Origin of the sequence: Actinacidiphila rubida (genome assembly GCF_900110255.1) — a bacterium.
Lineage (GTDB): Bacteria > Actinomycetota > Actinomycetes > Streptomycetales > Streptomycetaceae > Actinacidiphila > Actinacidiphila rubida.
On sequence record NZ_FODD01000017.1, the window covers coordinates 69,892 to 86,817 of the forward strand.

Here is a 16,926-nt window from a genome sequence, read left to right on the forward strand (position 1 = left end):
CGTGGGAACGCGCACCGCCGCCGCCCGGGTGCGGTGGGGTCATCCCTCCGGCACCCGTGTGAACTCGGCGGGGGCCGGGTCGACCAGTTCCTCCGGGATGTCGGCGAGGCAGCCGCGCAGCCGCTCGCCGAGCGCCTTGGCCTGCGGATCGGCGCGGGTGGAGGAGGCGACGCCGTCGCCCAGCAGGCCGTGCACGACGAAGTTGACCGCCCGCAGCCGCGGCAGCTCGTACCGGCTGACCGGCAGTCGCGCGGTCTCGGGGAGCAGCACGCGCAGGCGGTCGACGTCCAGGTAGTCGCGCAGCCAGCGCCAGGCGTCGTCGTCGCGCGCCCAGAGCCCGACGTTGGCGTCGCCGCCCTTGTCGCCGGAGCGGGCGCCGACGAGGGTGCCCAGCGGCAGCCGCACGGTGCGGCCCGCCGCTCCGGGGGCGCCCTGGCCGAGGGGCCCGGCGGTCCGCAGCGGCAGTGGGCGCGCGCCCGCGGGCGGGACCGCGGCGGGCGGCACGGCGTCGGCCTGCAGCGGCCGGGCGGGTAGCACGGCGGGCGGCCTGGGCACCGGCAGCCGGGTGCCGTCCGCCAGCACGGTCACCGCCTCGACCTCGCCGGCGGGTATCAGCGCCGGCCAGTACACGCCGTACTCGGTGGCCTTGGGGGCGGCGTGCTCCAGGTGGAGGCCGGGGTAGCCGGCGAGCGCGGTGCCGGCCACAGCGGTGAAGAAACCGCGGCCGACGGTGTGCGGGTCGGGGTCCTTGACGGTGAGGGTGAGGCGGTCGTTCTCACCGCCGTGCTCGCGCCGCAGGTCGTACGCGGCGAACGCGGCCGGGCCGCCGGTCGCGTCCCGCAGCGTGGCCTCGGCGAAGTCGGCCTTGGCGTCGAGGTCGAGGCCGGTGAGCACGAAGGTCGCCGAGTTCCGGTACCCGCCGCGGTGGTTGAGGCACACCTTGAGGTCGAGCGGCGCGGGTTCGCCGGTGACCGTCCCGACGGCGACCCGGTCGGGTCCCTGCTGGCTGAGCCGCACGGTGTCGAACCGGGCCGCGACGTCGGGGTTCAGATAGACGGGATGCCCCGTCTCGTACAGGAGTTGGGCGGTGACGGTGCCGACGGTGACCGCGCCGCCGGTGCCGGGGTGCTTGGTGATGACGCTCGAACCGTCCGGATTGATCTCGGCGATGGGGAAGCCGGGGTGGACCGGGTCGGGGATCTCCGTGAAGAAGCAGTAGTTGCCGCCGGTGGCCTGCGTGCCGCACTCGATGATGTGGCCGGCGGTGACGGCCCCGGCCAGCGCGTCCCAGTCCTCCAGGGCCCAGTCGAACGCCCAGGCCGCCGGGCCGACGACGAGCGAGGCGTCGGTGACCCGGCCGCAGATCACCACGTCGGCGCCGGCGCGCAGCGCCTCGGTGATGCCCCAGCCGCCGAGGTAGGCGTTGGCGGTGACCGCCTCGACGCCGGACCCGGCGAGTGGCAGCCCGCTGGCGAGGTGCGCGAAGTCGTGGCCGCGCGCCTGGAGTTCGGGCAGCCGGGCGAGCAGGTCGTCGCCCTCGACGTGCGCGACGACCGGCTCCAGGCCGCCGGCGGCGGCGAGTTCGCGGAGCTTGGCGGCCAGCCCGGCCGGGTTGAGGCCGCCGGCGTTCACCACGATCTTGATGCCGCGTTCCAGGCAGGTGGCGAGCACGTCGTGCATCTGCGCGAGGAAGGACAGCGCGTAGCCGCCCTCCGGGTCGCGCTGCCGGGCCTTCCACAGCAGCATCATCGTCAGCTCGGCGAGGTAGTCGCCGGTGAGCACGTCGATCGGTCCGCCCTCGACCATCTCGCGGGCCGCCGAGAGGCGGTCGCCGTAGTAGCCGGAGCAGTTGGCGACCCTCAGGGGCGCCTGGCCCGGCGTCCGGCGGGGCGTCTCGCGTGCGGTCACCGTACTCTCCCGTCACTTCTCCTCTGGGTCACCGACCTGGACGATCATCTTGCCGGTGCTGCTCCCGCGCAAGACCCCCACGAACGCGTCGACCACACTGCCGATGCCCTCCGTCACGGTGTCGTCGGGCACCATCCGCCCCGACCGCAGGTGCGGCACCGCGAACTCCTCCAGTTCCCGCTGGGCGTCGCGGTGGTCGCGGACCAGGAACCCCTCCAGCCGCAGGGACTTGTGGACGACGTCGTAGAGGTTGCGGGGCGCCGCGGGCGGCCGCGCCGGGTCGTTGTACTGGGCGACGCTGCCGCACCAGGCTATCCGGCCGGACGGCCGCATCGCGGCGATCAGCCCCTCCAGTTGCTCGCCGCCGACGTTCTCGAAGCCGACGTCGATCCCGTCCGGCGCGAGCGCCGCGACCTGCTCGGCGAACGGCCCGTCGTGGTAGTCGAAGGCCGCGTCGAACCCGAGGTCGCGCACCAGGTGGGCGGCCTTCGCGGCGCTGCCGGTGCTGCCGAGGACGCGGCCGGCGCCCATCAGCCGCGCGAACTGGCCGACGGCCGTGCCCACACCGCCGGCCGCGGCGTCGACGAACAGGGTCTCGCCGGGTGCCAGCCGCGCGACGCGGCGCAGGCCGACGTACGCGGTCAGGCCGGTGCCGCCGAGCACGCCGAGCCAGGCACGCAGCGGGATGCCGGGCAGCGACGGCAGCACCCGTGCCTCCTCGGCGGTGACCAGGGCGTGGGTGCGCCAGGCCCGCCGGTGGAAGACCAGGTCGCCGGGGCGCAGCCCGGCCGTGCGGCTGCGCACCACGCGGCCGACGGAACGGCCCTCCAGCGGCACGCCGAGCTGCCAGCCGCCCTCCTCCATCGCCTCGCGCATGTAGGGGTCGACGGACAGGTAGACGTTCTCCACCAGGGCGGTGCCGGGCTCCGGCGCGGGAACGGCGTGCTCGACGAAGGCGAAGTCGCCCGCGGTGGGCAGACCGCGGGGCCGGGCCACCTGGTGGACGGTGACGGCGTGGCCAACCGCTGAAGGGGCGGCGAGGGAGGCGGGAAGGGGCGCCGGGGCGGGCGCGGCGGGCGCGGTCGGCGCCGGGTTCGTGGTCATGACGGCCACGCTAGGAGCGCGTCTTCGCGGGGTGCAGGGGCCGCCGTCGATGGATCGCGCTCTTCCATGAGCGGCGTTCATGGAACGGCCTACAGTGGCGCGCATGAGCGAACTCGTCCCGCAGGAGCTGCGCGTCCTCGTCGCCGTGGCCCACGAGGGCTCCTTCACCGCGGCCGGCGCACGCCTCGGTCTGACGCAGTCGGCCGTCTCGCACGCCGTCCGCTCCTGCGAACGCAAGCTCGGCGCCGTGCTGTTCGACCGCGGCCGGCACGGCGCCCGGCCGACGCCCGCCGGCGAGCGGGCCGCGGCCCAGGCGCGCCGGATCCTGGGGTTGCTGGACACCCTCCCCGGCGAGGCACGGGGCGCGGCCGCCGGCCAGGCGTCCGGCACCCTGCGCATCGCGGCGTTCCGCAGCGCGGCCGTGCACCTGCTGCCGCCCGCCCTCGAACGGCTCACCGTCCGGCACCCGTTGCTGACACCGGAGGTGCGGATCGTGCCGGACGTGGGGCGGGGCACCGCGGGCGAAGTGGCCGACGGGCGCGCCGACCTGGCGATCGCGACCCTCGACGGCTCGACTCCCCCGCCCGGTGGCCTGGTCACGGCGGTACTCCTCGAGGAGCCGTACGCGCTGGCGCACCCGGCCGGGGCGGCCGATCCGCGCGCGCTGCCGCTGGTCGACTGGACGGAGAACTGCTCGTCGTACACCCGGCGTTGGTGGTCGGAGCAGGACTGGATCCCACGGGCCACGGTCGACGCGGGCGACGACAGCGTGGTGCTGTCGATGGTCGCGCGCGGCCTGGGGATGGCGATCATGCCGGGGCTGGCACTGCTCGGTGCGCCCGCCGCGGTGGCCGTCACGGACCTGGGGCCGCGCCGCCCGAGCCGCAAGGTGGGCTACGCGACCGCTCCCGAACTCGCCGGCACCCTCGGGGTGCGGGCCCTGATCCGCGAGCTGCGCTCGGCGGCCGAGTCCGTGCTGGATGGTTCAATCGCGGTATGAGCGACTCCCCCACCGACGACCGCGCCCCGCTGTCCGCCGACGAGATCCTCGACATCGTCGACGAGGACGACCACGTCATCGGGCAGGCACCGCGCGGTGAGGCATACGCCCGCGGGTTGCGGCACCGCTGCGTGTTCGTGCTGGCACGGGACGCCGAAGGGCGGATCTTCGTGCACCGCCGCACGGCCCGCAAGCTGGTGTTCCCGTCGATGTACGACATGTTCGTCGGCGGGGTGGTGGGCACCGGCGAGTCCTACGACGACGCGGCGCTGCGGGAGGCCGAGGAGGAGCTGGGCGTGAACGGACTGCCGCGCCCCGAACCGCTGTTCAGGTTCTCCTTCGAGGGCGGCGACCTCGGGCGCTGGTGGTCGGCGGTCTACGAGGTGCGCTGCGACCTCCCGGTGGACCCGCAGGTCGAGGAGGTCGCCTGGCACGCCTTCCTCGCCGAGGAGGAGGTCGCCGCGCGGCTCACCACGTGGGACTGGGTCCCGGACGGCCTCGCCGGCTACGAACGCCTGCTCGCGCTCCGCGAGGAGCGGGGCTAGCGTCTGCCGTCCGGATCTCCGCGGAGGACCGAGGGCTACGCGCTCGCGGCGAGCAGGGACTCGGCGACCGCGGTGCGCATGTAGAGGACCGAGCGCCCCGCGCGGTGCGCGGAGACGATGCCCGCGTCGCGGAGCGCCGTGAGGTGCTGGTTGACCCCGCCCGCCGACAGGCCGGTGCGGCCGGCCAGTTCGCTGGTGGACGCGGGCACGGTCAGCTCGGCCAGCAGCAGCGCGCGGGTGCGGCCCAGGACGGCGGCCACGGCCTCCGGAACGGCCGCACGCGACTCCTCCCACACCGAGCCCCAGCCGCGGCTGGGGTAGAACAGCTGCTTGGCGACGGGCGTCGCGGTGGTGGCGGCCACCGAGGACCAGGCGAACACCGACGGCACCAGCACCAGCCCCTTGCCGCCGAGGACCGTCTCGGCCGGGCAGGTCTTGTGGCGGACGGTCAGCGTGCCGGCGCCCCAGCGCACGCTGGGGTGCAGGCTGCCCAGGACGGCCTCGGCGCCGTCGGTGGCCAGCCGCCGTGCCTGGTGGAAGACGTCGGCCTCCAGCACGCCCTGCAGCCGCGGCCAGTACGGCGCGAGCGCCAGGTCCCAGTACGCGCTGATCTCCGCGGCCAGGCGCGCGAGTCCGGCGGCCGGGTCGGCGTGCAACCGCCGGATCCGCTCGGTGTGCAGCCCGTACTCGTCGAGTTCCCTGCGGACCTCCTGCGCCGGGGTGGCCGCGACCTCGCGCAGTTCCGCGTCGAGGACGCTGCCGCCGGGCAGCGGCGGCGGGGTGATGAAGTCGGGGGTGTAGCCGGCGGACGGCACCAGGTCGGCGAGCAGCCCCGCGTCGAGTCCCGCGGCGGCCAGCCGCGGCGCGACGTCCCGGCGCCAGCCGCGGTGCACCGAGTGCGGCCCCGCGGTCTTGAACGTGCGGACGCTGGCGACGACCTCCCACAGCGGGGAGACCGCGAACCTGGTGCGCGCCACGTCGGTCGCCGAGAAGGCGAACCGCAGTTCCCCCGCCATGTCCGTCCCCGTCCCGTCCCGCCGGTGAGCCCTCCGCGGTGCCGGGGCCGTACCCCGGATTCAGCCGTACCTTAATCATTGCCGTCAACCGGTGGCGCCGCCGCACCATTCCCGCATGACCGCTCCCGTCCTGTCCTCCCCCGCCCCGTCCGCCGGCCCCGCGGGCGCGGCCCCGCCGCCCGGACGCGGCCGTCTGCGCGCCGCCGCCGCACGGCACTTCGGCGGTCTGCCCGCCCCGTTCTGGGTGGTCTTCTGCGGCACCGTGGTCAACCGCGTGGGCACGATGGTGGTGCCGTTCCTCGTCTTCTACCTGGGCTCGCGGGGGGTCACCGAGGCGCAGACGCCGTACGTGCTCGGCGCGCTGGGCGCGGGCGGGCTGGCCGGTCCGGTGGCGGGCGGCTGGTTCGCGGACCGGGTCGGCCGCCGGCAGGCGATCCTCGCCGGGATGGTCGCCACACCGGTCAGCCAGGCCCTGCTCTTCTGCTCCCCGGGGGTGCTGACGCTGTCGCTTGCGGCGGCCCTGGTCGGCGCGGCCGGCTCGCTGCACGGGCCGGGGGTCGCCGCGGTCATCGTTGACTCGGCCGGTCCCTCCCGGCGGCAGGCGGCCTTCGGCCTCTACCACTGGGCGATCAACATCGGCGCGGCGACCGCGGGCGCCGCCGGGGGCTTCCTGGTCGAGCGCGGCTTCTGGCTGCTGTTCGTGGTGGACGCGGTGACGTGCCTGGGGTTCGCGGCGGTGGCGGCCGCCGCCCTGCCGCGCTCGGCGCCGCACGCGCCGAAGGGCCCTGCCGGGGGCGGCGGTTACGGGGTGGTGGTGCGGGACCGGCTGCTGCTGGCGTTCGTCACGGTGTCGGTGGCCGGCGAGTGCGTGTACGCGCAGACCGAGTTCACGGTGCCCCTGGCCATCCGCGACCACGGACTGCCGGCGTCGGCGTACGGCCTGGTGGCGGTGGTGAACGCGGCGCTGGTCGTGGTCCTGCAGCCGTTCACCAACGCGTGGGTGCTGCGCTTCGACCGGATGCGGGTGTGGGCCGTGACCTCGGTGCTGCTCGCCGCGGGCGTCGGCCTGACCGGCGTGGCGAGCACCACCGGCGGCTACCTGCTGACCGTCGTGGTGTGGAGCGCCGGCGAGGTGTGCGCGGGCGGCATCGCCACGTCGGTCGTCGCCGACCTGGCTCCCGACGACGCGCGCGCCCGCTACCAGGCGGCCCTCAACTGGGCGCGGGGCGTGGCCCGTTTCCTCGCCCTGGGCGTGGGCCCTGCCCTCTACGCGGCCGCCGGACCCGGCACCCTGTGGTGGACGGTCACCGCGGTGGGCGTGTCCGGTGCGGCGGGCGCGCTGCTGATCCGCCCGGCGCTCTCCCGCCGCACACCGTGACGCCCGGACCCGCACGGGCGCCCGAGGCGCCGCGAGCCGCCGCGCACAGCGGTGCGGAACCGGTCCGTCCGCGTCGAACTGCTGCGGTCCGAGGGGCTGTTACCGGCGTTCCACCTGCTGGACGTCTCCGACGACGAGAGTGTGCGCTCCTGCGCCGACTTCATCGCCCGCGAGTAGGGCGGCATCGACGTCGTGGTGTCCAACGCCACCAACAGGATCGCCCGCGACGTGCCCGCCGCCGATCAGGTCGCCGGCCTGGTCAACACCAACAACCGCGGCACCCGGCGTGTCCTCGAGGCCGTCGTCCCGCTCCTGAACGACGGCGCCAGGGTGGTGGTGATGTCCAGCTCCTTCGGTTCGCTGCGCGAACTGGACCCGCGGCTCCACGCCCGCTTCGACGTCGCGGCCATGGCCCTGAAGGACCTGGACGCCGTCATGGACGACTACACCCGCGCCGTGCAGGAGGGCCGCGCGGCCGCCGAGGGCTGACCCGGCTGGATCAACGTGCCGTCCAAGATCGCCCAGGTCGCGGCCGTGAAGATCGTCGACCGCTCACTCGGGGAGCAGGCCGTCGCACGGGACGTCCTGGTCAACGCCTGCTGCCCGGGGCTCGTCGACACCGGCGCCTCACGCCCCTGGTTCTCCGACATGTCCGAAGCGCAGAGCCCCGACGAGGCCGCCGTCGACGTGGTGTGGCTGGCCACCCTGCCGGCCGGCACCCGGGAGCCGCACGGCGTCCTGGTCCAGCACCGCGAGGTACTTCCCTGGATCTGATCCCCGACCGGGCGCGGGCCGGGCGACCAGGACGGGTGGGCCGCCGGGTGGCGCGGGCAGGCCCTGGTTAGGGTGGTCGGGTGAGCGATATCGGCCGGCTGCGCGCCGCCCGGGACTCGGTGCTGCTGTGGTTCGCGCCGGCCCGGGTGCAGGACGAGGGCACCACCCCCGACTACCGCTTCTCGCTCGCGAACGAGCGGACGTTCCTGGCCTGGATCCGTACGGCGCTCGCGCTGATCGGCGGCGGTTTCGCCGTCGACCAGTTCCTCACCGACCACCTCACCCACTGGGCCCGCCTGGTGCTGTCGCTCGGGCTGCTCGCGGCGGGCGTGGCGTGCACGCTGCGGGCGGTCAACCACTGGGTGCGCTGCGAGCGGGCGATGCGGCTCGGCACCAACCTGCCGGTGTCCCGCTTCCCGGCCGCGCTCGCGGTCGTGGTCGCCGTGCTCGCGATCGCCATGGTGACCGTGGTGCTCGCCGGCTGGGCGGGCTGACGGTGCCGCCCCCGTCTGGGGTGCCGCCCGTCGAGACGGACCGCGACCCCGGGCTCCAGCCGGAACGCACCCGCCTGGCCTGGCGCCGCACGACCCTGACCTGCCTGGTCACCGCAATCCTCGCGCTGCGCCAAGCCGTGCGCTCGGGCGCGTCCGCCCTGTCGGTCGCCGCCGTGGGCCTCGCGGTGCTCGCCTTCCTGGCGTTCCTCCTGGTCGCCCACCTGCGCATCCAGCGCCTGGGCGCCGCCCGCCCGGCCGCGATGCCACCGCCCACCGCGCTGGCCGTGGCCGCCTGCATGCTCGCGCTGGCGGTGTTCGGCGCGGCCGTCGTGTGGTGACGGGCCACCCGGCCGCCCGGCCCTGACGAGGACGGACCCGACACGATCCGCCGGGCTCATCCCTTCACCTCGACCTCCTGCCCGGCGCCCCGTCCCGGTCTCCGACGGCGCGACGCCGGCGCCCCGCCCGGCCTCCCGGCACGACACGACGACACCGCCACGGCGACCGGGCATGCGCCCTACCGGGCTGAACGGTTCACAGCGACGACGCCCTGCCCGGCCACTCCGCCGGGCCACCGCGGTGCCGTGGCCCCCATCCGGCTCTCCGCTCCGGCCCGGCGCCCGGCGCCGGCACGATGACCGCACCCGCGCGACCCCACCGCGCTCGACCGTTCACGGCGACGACGCCGTACCCGGCCACTGCGCCGGGCTCGGCCGTTCGCAGTGGGGCCCCACCCAGCCGCCCCGCCGGGCTCGGCGACGCCTCGTCGGCCCCCCGGGCCGGGGCGTGGCCCCCTCCCCCGAGGTCCGGTGGCCCCGCGCGGCCACCTACGCACTGTGTGGAGATCCGCCGCCCCGCCGGTGGCGGCACCGCGGTGATCCGCCGCCCCGCCGGTGGCGGCCGGCCTTCGGGTTGCGGATCACCGCGTCTCGACCCGTGGAGGGGCCCTACGCGCTCGTGGAGGACGCGGCCTCGCGGCCGGGGCTCGCGGCGTCAGCCGCGTCCGCGGTCCCGCCACCGGCCGCGGCCGGCTGCGCGTGGTGCGGGGCGACGTGGATGTGGCGCAGGCCGGCCCAGGCGACCACGGCGACGAGCGCGAGGGCCACTCCGGCGATGGCGAAGCTGAGCGTGTACTGCGACTGCGCGGGCAGCGGCGGGACGCCCGGCGGCAGGTGGGGCGCGGTCTTCGAGGCGAGGACGGTGGTGACGACCGCGCTGCCGATCGCGCTGCCGGTGGACCGGGAGATCGAGTTGATGCCGTTGGCGATGCCGGTCTGGTGGCGCGGGACGCTGCCGACGATGATCGCGGGCATCGCGGCGTAGCCGAAGGCGATCGCGACGCCGACGAGCGCGCCGGAGCCGATCACCGAGAAGGTGTGGCCGTGGTCCGCGACCAGCCAGCCGAAGCCGGCGGCGCCGGCCAGCGCGGCGAGCGCGAGGACCACGCGGGGTCCGTGGCGCCGGACGAGCTGACCGCCGACGGGCGCGGCGACCAGCGACACCAGGGTGCTGGGCAGCAGGTACTCGACGGACGCGCGCAGCACGCTGGCGTCGAAGCCGTAGCCGAGGATCGACGACGGCATCTGCGCGAGGTAGGACACGCCGATGAACAGGACGAACGCGCCGAAGCCGACGAGGAGTCCGGCGACGTTGGCGAACAGCACCGGGCGGTGGACGAACATCCGCATGTCGACGAGCGGTTCGCTGACCTTGCGCTCGACCAGGACCCACACCGCGCCCATGACGACGGCGCCGGCGAAGGTGCCGAGGGTGCGGCCGGAGGACCAGCCCCACTCGTGGCCCTGCGTGATGGGCAGCAGGAGCAGCACCAGCGTGGCGGCCAGCGTCAGGGTGCCGAGCACGTCGGTGCGGCCGCCGGTCTTGTGGCGGGTGGCGGGCACCAGCGTGACCACGGCGATGAGGACCAGCACGGCCATGCCGGTGGCCAGCCAGAAGGCGCTGCGGTAGTCGGGGTGGGAGCCCGAGGTGAGGAGGCCGGTGGCCACGAGCGCGATGCCGCTGCCGAACGCGAAGGCGCCACTGGCGACGGCCATGGCGCCGGGCAGCTTCCGCGGCTCGACCTCCTCGCGCAGGATCGACAGCGCGAGCGGGAAGATCGCGGTGGCGGCGCCCTGGAGCACGCGGCCGACGATCAGCCACAGCAGCGAGTGCGTCACGGCGGACAGCACGGTGCCGGCGATCAGCACGACGAGCACGCCGATGAGGGTGCCCTTCTTGCCGTGCTGGTCGCCGAACCGGCCGAGCACCGGGGTGAAGACCGCGGCGGACAGCAGGGTGGCGGTCGTGACCCAGCTGGCGTTGGCCGTGGTGGTGTGCAGGCTCGTCTGGATCAGGCCGAGGATCGGCACCACCAGCGTCTGCATCATCGACACGACCATCGCGGCGAGGCTGAGGGCGAAGACGGTGGCCGTCCTGCCGGTGGCCGGTGCGGAGGGCGGTGCGGAGCTCATCGTGGGGACGTCCTTCGGTCCTTCATGTCCTGGATACTTGAGGTTGCCAAGCAATTGACGAGAAACGACGGTAGACGTCAATAGTTAAGGACGTCAAGCGAATGATTGATGACGTGAAGCTTCCGCGGGTACGCTGACGGCATGACCGCCACGGCCCCACCTCCTGCGCCTTCCGGGGCTCCGGCGCCCTCCCCGCCGGCGACCCACGACCTGCTGGAGTCGCTCGCGGTGCTCGCGGGCGCGCAGTGGCGGGACTTCCAGGTCGCGGCCGCCCACGAGGGGCTGACGTCGATGCAGGCCAAGCTGCTCGGCCAGCTGGTGCGGCCGCTGCCGATGCGGGAGCTCGCGGCCCTGCTCGGGTGTGACGCGTCGAACGTCACCGGCATCGTCGACCGGCTGGAGGCCCAGGGCCTCGCCCGGCGCGAGCCGGACCCGCGCGACCGCCGCGTGAAGCGCGTGATCGCGACCCCGGAGGGCCAGGAGACGGTGCGCCGCGTCCGCGCGGAGATGCACGCCCTGCACCGCGCCCTCGACGTGCTGGACCCCGCCGAACGCGCCGCCCTGTACGCGCTCGTGGAGAAGATGCGTCCCGCCTTGGACGGCTGACGACGGCTGACGACGGCCGACGACGGCTACACCGTCGGCCGTCCGCCCCGCCGAGGGGCGGGCCGCGCGGGCTACGGCGCCAGGATGTCCAGCTCGCGCAGCGCGCCGACGCAGATCTCACGCATCAGGGACTCCGCGGCGACGGCGTCCCGCGCACGGACGGCCTCGGCGACCCGGACGTGCAGGGTGACCGCCTCGGGGTCGGGTGCGGTGAACATGACGTGGTGTTCGGTGCGGCCGGTGAGCACCTCGGCCACCACGTCCCCGAGCCGGGCGAACATCTCGTTGCCGGAGGCCTCCAGCACCACCCGGTGGAACGCGATGTCGTGCACGAGGTAGGCGGCCAGGTCGGCCGCCCGTCCGGCGGCGGCCATCTCCGCGGCGAGCACGGTCAGTTCGCGGCACTGCCCGGGTGTGGCCGCGTCGGCGGCCAGGCCCGCGGCGACGGGTTCGACGGCGGTCCGCAGGGTGGTCAGCGACTTCAGCTGCCGCGAGCGGTCGGCGCCGGCCAGCCGCCAGCGGATCACCGCCGGGTCGAAGACGTTCCACTCCTCCGTGCGCCGCACGGTGATGCCCACGCGGCGACGTGACTCCACCAGGTGCATCGCCTCCAGCACCCGCACGGCCTCGCGGACCACGGTGCGCGAGACGCCGTAGCGCGCCTCCAGTTCGTCGATCCGCAGCACCGTGCCGGGCGGGTGCTCACCGGAGGCGATGGCCGGCCCGAGTTCGGCCAGCACCCGGGAGTGCAGACCGCCGCCGGTCTCGTCCCGTTCCCGCCGGTCCCGCGGCGATTCCTGCTGAGGCATGAGCCAAGCGTAGAGGGCACCACGTCAGCACAGTCATATGACTTTTAGATCACACGCTCTTGAATAAGTACTACCAATGGGTGTTCAGTGGTCGCCACACCGCCGGACGGGGCCTGCCTGACGCCGGCCGGCGGTGTCCGACAAGGAGGTAGGAAGCATGACGGCCGCCGTTCCCGAGCCGGTCCCCGTGATCGTCGTCATGGGCGTGTCCGGTTCCGGCAAGTCCACGGTCGGCGGCCTGCTGGCGGAGCGGCTCGGTGTCCCCTACGCGGAGGCCGACGACTTCCACCCGCCGGCCAACATCGCCAAGATGTCCGCCGGGCATCCGCTGGACGACTCCGACCGGGCCCCGTGGCTCGACGCCATCGCCGCCTGGATCGCCGAACGCGGCGACCGCGGCGGGGTCGTCAGCTGCTCGGCGCTGCGCCGCCGCTACCGCGACCGGCTCCGCGCGTCCGCGCCCGGCCTGTTCTTCCTCCACCTCGACGGCTCGCCCGAGCTGATCGCCTCCCGGCTGGCCGCCCGGATGCAGCACTTCATGCCGTCCGGGCTGCTGGCCTCGCAGTTCGAGGCGCTGGAGCCGCTGGAGCCGGACGAGGCCGGCGCGGTGGTGCCCGTCACCGGCGGTCCGCAGCAGATCGCCGACGCGGCCCTGGCCGCGCTGCCCGGCCACGCGGGCGCCGTGTGACGTCCCGGCCCGGGTCCCGGACCCGCTCGGACGTCCTCGTCTGACACCCCGCACCTCCCCCCACGCACGTTCCGCCTGCCCCCGTCCCCTTGGAGTTCCCCGTGTCCGCACTCAGCGTCGAGCTGCTGGCCGCCGCCGCGCCGCCCCCGATCGCCGACGCCGGCCACACGCGGCTCGCGCTGGCCGCACTGGCCGGCATCGCCGTGATCGTGCTGCTGATCACCCGCTGGAAGATGCACGCCTTCCTGGCCCTGACCATCGGATCGGGCGTGCTCGGCGTGGTCGCGGGCGCGTCGCTCGCCGACACCGTCACCAGCTTCACCACCGGCCTCGGGTCGACGGTGGCGAGCGTCGGCACGCTGATCGCGCTGGGCGCGATCCTCGGCAAGCTGCTGGCGGACTCCGGCGGGGCGGACCAGATCGTCGACACGATCCTGGCGCGGACCGGGGAGAAGCGGCTGCCGTGGGCGATGGCGCTGATCGCCGGCCTGATCGGACTGCCGCTGTTCTTCGAGGTCGGCATCGTGCTGCTCGTCCCGGTGGTGCTGCTGGTGGCCAGGCGCAGCGGGCAGTCGCTGGTGCGGATCGGCATCCCTGCGCTCGCGGGCCTGTCGGTGATGCACGGCCTGGTGCCGCCGCACCCCGGGCCGCTGGCCGCGATCGACGCGATCCACGCCGACCTCGGCACCACTCTGGCGCTGGGCGTGCTGGTGGCGCTGCCGACGCTGGCGATCGCCGGCCCGCTCTTCGGCCGGGTCGCCGCGGGCTGGGTGGACGTCACGCCGCCGGACCGGATGACGCCGGCCCGCGCGTCCGACGACCTGGAGCGGCGGCCGAGCTTCGCGGCGACCGTCGGCACGATGCTGCTGCCGGTGGTACTGATGCTCTCCAAGGCGCTCGTCGATGTCGTCGTGGACGACAAGTCCAGCCTGGTCTACCGGGTGTTCGACGTGATCGGCACGCCGCTGATCGCGTTGCTCGCGGCCGTCGTGGTGGCCATGTTCACCTTGGGCCGGGCGGCCGGTTTCACCAAGGACCGCATCTCCGCCACCGTCGACTCCTCGCTGGGCCCGATCGCGGGCATCCTGCTGATCGTCGGCGCCGGCGGCGGCTTCAAGCAGACCCTGATCGACTGCGGGGTCGGCACCATGATCCTCGACTGGTCGCACGGCTGGCACATATCGGCACTGCTGCTCGGCTGGCTCATCGCGGTGCTGATCCGGGTCGCCACCGGCTCCGCGACCGTGGCGATCATCTCGGCGTCGGGCCTGGTCGCGCCGCTGGCGGCGACGATGTCCGGCACCCACACGGCGCTGCTGGTGCTCGCGGTCGGCGCCGGCTCGCTGTTCTTCTCGCACGTCAACGACGCCGGTTTCTGGCTGGTCAAGGAGTACTTCGGGATGGACATCCCGCAGACGCTCAAGACCTGGTCGGTGATGGAGACGGTGATCTCGGTGGTCGCGCTCGGCTTCGTGATGCTGCTGTCGCTCGTGGTGTGACGCCACCGGGGACGCCCGCCGCGGGCGTCCCCGGGCACGCGAAGGGCGGGCGGTGGACGTGCGGGACACGTCCACCGCCCGCCCTTCGCGTGCCCGGGTGGTGGTGCCGCCGGACCCACCGGCGGCGCGGGTTCACCAGCGGGGCACCTGCGGGGTCCGCCAGTCGGGGTCGGCCTTGCGCATGGCCGCCGCGTCGTCGCGCTCGCGCATGCTGCCGTCGTCGTCCAGCCAGCGCCGGTGCAGGGCCCGCAGGGCCTCACGGTCCAGTTCGACGCCGAGGCCCGGCCGGTCGGAGACGGTCAGCGCGCCGCCGGTGAACACGTGCCGCTCGGTGATGACGTCCTCGGTCTGCCACGGGTAGTGCGAGTCGCAGGCGTAGTCGAGGTTCGGCACGGTCGCCGCGACGTGGGTCATGGCGGCCAGGCTGATGCCCAGATGGGTGTTGGAGTGCATGGACAGGCCCACTCCGAACGCCCGGCAGATCGCCGCGAGCTGCTGGGTCCTGCGCAGTCCGCCCCAGTAGTGGTGGTCGGAGAGCACCACCTGGACGGCGCCGCGGCGGAACGCCTCCTCGATCTCCGGGACGGTCGTCACGCACATGTTGGTGGCCAGCGGCACCTGCGTGCCGGCCGCGACCTGCGCCATCCGCTCGGTCGTGCTGGCGGGGTCCTCCAGGTACTCCAGGACGTCGGCCAGTTCGCGGGCGACCGCCAGCGACGTCTCCACCGACCAGGCGCCGTTGGGATCCAGGCGCAGCGGGCGGCCGGGGAACGCGGCGGCCAGCGCGCGGATCGCGGCGATCTCCTGCTCGGGCGGGAAGACGCCGCCCTTGAGCTTGAACGAGCCGAAGCCGTAGCGGTCGGCGAAGCGGCGGGCCTGGGCGACCACACCGGCGGGGTCGAGGGCCGCGCCCCAGCCGTCGGACTCGCCCTGGCCCTGCGGGTGTTCGGCGTAGCGGTAGAAGAGGTACGCGCTGTAGTCGACGGCGTCGCGGACCTTGCCGCCCAGCAGCGCGTGCACCGGGAGCCCGGTCGCCTTGCCGAGCGCGTCCAGGCAGGCCACCTCGAACCCGGAGATCACCGACAGCCGGAGCTTGTCCGCGGTCTGCACGCCGCGCAGCCCGCCGACGTCGACGGAGTCGGACACCTCGGCGGGAGCGCCGCACACCTGCTCGGCGAGGGTGAACAGCCCGTTCAGATCGCTGACCGGGTGCCCCGGAAGGGCCTTGGCCAGCGGCGCGGCGAGGTCGAGGTAACGGGTGTCGCCGTACGTCTCACCCACCCCGATGGTCCCGTCGGAGGTGACCACCTCGATGATGAGACGCGGGGTGTAGGGCTGATGGACGCCCTGGGTGTTGAGCAGCGGCGGGTCGGCGATCAGGATGGGGGTCAGCCGTACTTCGGCGACGGAGAGCGCCCCGGCGGGACCCGGTGATCCGGACGACGAAGCTGTCTTCATATGTGAATCCTGTTCACCCATAAGTCCAGAGAGTAGGCGGGCCGCCCTCCGCCGTCAACGCGGCCCGGCGAGGCGTCCAGGGGAACTGGACTGCATACCGACCAGTCGGTACGATTTCCGCATGAGTGATACCGACACCCCGCGGGGTCTGGACCTCGGCCGGCTGCGGCAGCACCTCGACCTCGAACGGCCCGGCCTGGTGTCGGGAGAGCTGCGGGCGCGCCGCATCGAGGGCGGCCGGTCCAACCTCACCTACCACGTCACCGACGGCGTCACCCAGCTCGTGGTCAGACGCCCCCCGCTCGGCCACGTGCTGGCCACCGCGCACGACATGGCCCGCGAGCACCGGGTCATCACCGCGCTGGCCCCGACGCCGGTGCCCGTGCCCGGCACGGTGCTGCTGTGCGAGGACCCCGAGGTGATCGGCGCGCCCTTCTACGTCATGGAGTGCATGCCCGGGACGCCGTACCGGACGGCCCAGCAGCTCACCGACCTCGGCCCCGAGCGGACCCGGGCCGTCGCGCTCACCCTGGTCGACACGCTCGTCGACCTGCACGCCGTGGACCCCGCGGAGGTCGGCCTCGACGACTTCGGGCGGCCCGAGGGCTTCCTCGACCGCCAGCTGCGCCGCTGGGGCAAGCAGCTCGACGCCTCGCGCAGCCGCGAACTGCCCGGCATCGACGAGCTGCACGCGTCACTCGGCCGCGCCATGCCGGTCTCCCCCGCGCCGGCCGTCGTGCACGGCGACTACCGCCTGGACAACGTCCTGTTCGACGCGGACGACCGGCTCAGCGCCGTCCTGGACTGGGAGATGTCCACGCTCGGCGACCCGCTCACCGACATCGGCCTGCTGGTGATGTACGGCGAGCAGCACGACATCCCCGACTTCCCCGTCCCCACGCCCAGCGGCGCGCCGGGCCACCCCACCCCCGACGAGGTCGTCGAGCACTACGCGCGGCGCTCGGGCCGGGACGTGTCGGCCGTCGACTGGTACACCGGCTTCGCCTACTTCAAGCTCGCCGTGATCCTCGAGGGCATCCACTACCGCTGGACCCTCGGCCAGACGCTCGGCCCCGGCTTCGACCGGATCGGCGCCGTCGTCCCGGTCTTCATCGAGCGCGGCCTGCACAAGCTCCGGGACGTCCGACCGCCGCACCCGCAGGAGGGCTGAGACCA

General features: G+C 74.4%; 18 protein-coding genes. 12 read left to right on the plus strand and 6 right to left on the minus strand.

The window, feature by feature from the left end:
- Positions 1 to 39 precede the first annotated feature (39 nt).
- Together BMW99_RS18100 and BMW99_RS18105 are read right to left on the minus strand one after the other, a co-directional pair.
- Entirely contained in the window at positions 40 to 1,908 is a 1,869-nt protein-coding gene (locus BMW99_RS18100) for an acyclic terpene utilization AtuA family protein (protein WP_069467214.1), read from the minus strand.
- 12 nt (positions 1,909 to 1,920) lie between these two features.
- A complete protein-coding gene (locus BMW99_RS18105; protein ID WP_075017182.1) occupies positions 1,921 to 3,012 on the minus strand; it encodes an NADP-dependent oxidoreductase in 1,092 nt (363 codons plus the stop codon).
- Positions 3,013 to 3,115: 103 nt separating this feature from the next.
- On the opposite strand from BMW99_RS18105, the gene BMW99_RS18110 reads away from it, so the two are divergent.
- Together BMW99_RS18110 and BMW99_RS18115 are read left to right on the plus strand one after the other, a co-directional pair.
- Entirely contained in the window at positions 3,116 to 4,012 is an 897-nt protein-coding gene (locus tag BMW99_RS18110) for a LysR family transcriptional regulator (RefSeq protein WP_075017152.1), read from the plus strand.
- Positions 4,009 to 4,557, plus strand: a complete 549-nt coding sequence (locus BMW99_RS18115; protein ID WP_069466772.1) for an NUDIX hydrolase — start codon at positions 4,009 to 4,011, stop codon at positions 4,555 to 4,557. Before BMW99_RS18110 ends, BMW99_RS18115 begins: the two co-directional genes overlap by 4 nt.
- A 35-nt stretch (positions 4,558 to 4,592) precedes the next feature.
- On the opposite strand, the gene BMW99_RS18120 is transcribed toward BMW99_RS18115, so the two are convergent.
- Positions 4,593 to 5,573: a DUF5937 family protein gene (locus BMW99_RS18120; RefSeq protein WP_075017153.1), complete on the minus strand. Its 981-nt coding sequence runs from the start codon at positions 5,571 to 5,573 to the stop codon at positions 4,593 to 4,595.
- Positions 5,574 to 5,688: 115 nt separating this feature from the next.
- Here BMW99_RS18120 and BMW99_RS18125 point away from each other — a divergent pair, with 115 nt between their 5' ends.
- The 6 genes from BMW99_RS18125 to BMW99_RS18145 all read left to right on the plus strand — a co-directional run bounded on the left by BMW99_RS18125 (position 5,689) and on the right by BMW99_RS18145 (position 8,557).
- Positions 5,689 to 6,951 carry an MFS transporter gene (locus BMW99_RS18125; protein ID WP_079176103.1) on the plus strand — a complete coding sequence of 421 codons (1,263 nt, stop codon included), beginning with the start codon at positions 5,689 to 5,691 and terminating at the stop codon, positions 6,949 to 6,951.
- Positions 6,952 to 7,002: 51 nt separating this feature from the next.
- On the plus strand, positions 7,003 to 7,128 hold the full coding sequence (locus tag BMW99_RS42675; protein ID WP_256090310.1) for a hypothetical protein: 126 nt from the start codon (positions 7,003 to 7,005) through the stop codon (positions 7,126 to 7,128).
- Positions 7,129 to 7,143: 15 nt separating this feature from the next.
- On the plus strand, positions 7,144 to 7,440 hold the full coding sequence (locus tag BMW99_RS18130) for a Rossmann-fold NAD(P)-binding domain-containing protein (RefSeq protein WP_069464555.1): 297 nt from the start codon (positions 7,144 to 7,146) through the stop codon (positions 7,438 to 7,440).
- 15 nt (positions 7,441 to 7,455) lie between these two features.
- On the plus strand, positions 7,456 to 7,725 hold the full coding sequence (locus tag BMW99_RS18135) for a Rossmann-fold NAD(P)-binding domain-containing protein (protein WP_069464556.1): 270 nt from the start codon (positions 7,456 to 7,458) through the stop codon (positions 7,723 to 7,725).
- 89 nt (positions 7,726 to 7,814) lie between these two features.
- Entirely contained in the window at positions 7,815 to 8,219 is a 405-nt protein-coding gene (locus BMW99_RS18140) for a YidH family protein (RefSeq protein ID WP_245791531.1), read from the plus strand.
- Positions 8,220 to 8,221: 2 nt separating this feature from the next.
- Complete coding sequence (locus tag BMW99_RS18145; protein WP_245791521.1) at positions 8,222 to 8,557, plus strand: DUF202 domain-containing protein; 336 nt, start codon at positions 8,222 to 8,224, stop codon at positions 8,555 to 8,557.
- A gap of 609 nt (positions 8,558 to 9,166) precedes the next feature.
- Here the strand turns inward: BMW99_RS18145 and BMW99_RS18150 are convergent.
- Positions 9,167 to 10,690, minus strand: coding sequence for an MFS transporter (locus tag BMW99_RS18150; protein ID WP_069467466.1), 1,524 nt, complete (start codon positions 10,688 to 10,690; stop codon positions 9,167 to 9,169).
- Between the two features lie 141 nt (positions 10,691 to 10,831).
- Here BMW99_RS18150 and BMW99_RS18155 point away from each other — a divergent pair, with 141 nt between their 5' ends.
- Complete coding sequence (locus BMW99_RS18155; RefSeq protein ID WP_069467465.1) at positions 10,832 to 11,296, plus strand: MarR family winged helix-turn-helix transcriptional regulator; 465 nt, start codon at positions 10,832 to 10,834, stop codon at positions 11,294 to 11,296.
- A 71-nt stretch (positions 11,297 to 11,367) separates the two neighbouring features.
- Here the strand turns inward: BMW99_RS18155 and BMW99_RS18160 are convergent, their stop codons facing one another.
- Positions 11,368 to 12,105, minus strand: coding sequence for a FadR/GntR family transcriptional regulator (locus BMW99_RS18160; protein ID WP_069467464.1), 738 nt, complete (start codon positions 12,103 to 12,105; stop codon positions 11,368 to 11,370).
- A gap of 157 nt (positions 12,106 to 12,262) precedes the next feature.
- Here BMW99_RS18160 and BMW99_RS18165 point away from each other — a divergent pair, with 157 nt between their 5' ends.
- Together BMW99_RS18165 and BMW99_RS18170 are read left to right on the plus strand one after the other, a co-directional pair.
- A complete protein-coding gene (locus BMW99_RS18165; protein ID WP_075017155.1) occupies positions 12,263 to 12,793 on the plus strand; it encodes a gluconokinase in 531 nt (176 codons plus the stop codon).
- Positions 12,794 to 12,894: 101 nt separating this feature from the next.
- Positions 12,895 to 14,292, plus strand: coding sequence for a GntP family permease (locus BMW99_RS18170; protein WP_075017156.1), 1,398 nt, complete (start codon positions 12,895 to 12,897; stop codon positions 14,290 to 14,292).
- Between the two features lie 132 nt (positions 14,293 to 14,424).
- On the opposite strand, the gene BMW99_RS18175 is transcribed toward BMW99_RS18170, so the two are convergent.
- Positions 14,425 to 15,750 (minus strand): glucarate dehydratase family protein, encoded by a 1,326-nt coding sequence (locus BMW99_RS18175; protein ID WP_069467635.1) that lies wholly within the window; start codon positions 15,748 to 15,750, stop codon positions 14,425 to 14,427.
- A 121-nt stretch (positions 15,751 to 15,871) separates the two neighbouring features.
- On the opposite strand from BMW99_RS18175, the gene BMW99_RS18180 reads away from it, so the two are divergent.
- Positions 15,872 to 16,921, plus strand: coding sequence for a phosphotransferase family protein (locus BMW99_RS18180; protein ID WP_075017157.1), 1,050 nt, complete (start codon positions 15,872 to 15,874; stop codon positions 16,919 to 16,921).
- Positions 16,922 to 16,926 lie beyond the last annotated feature (5 nt).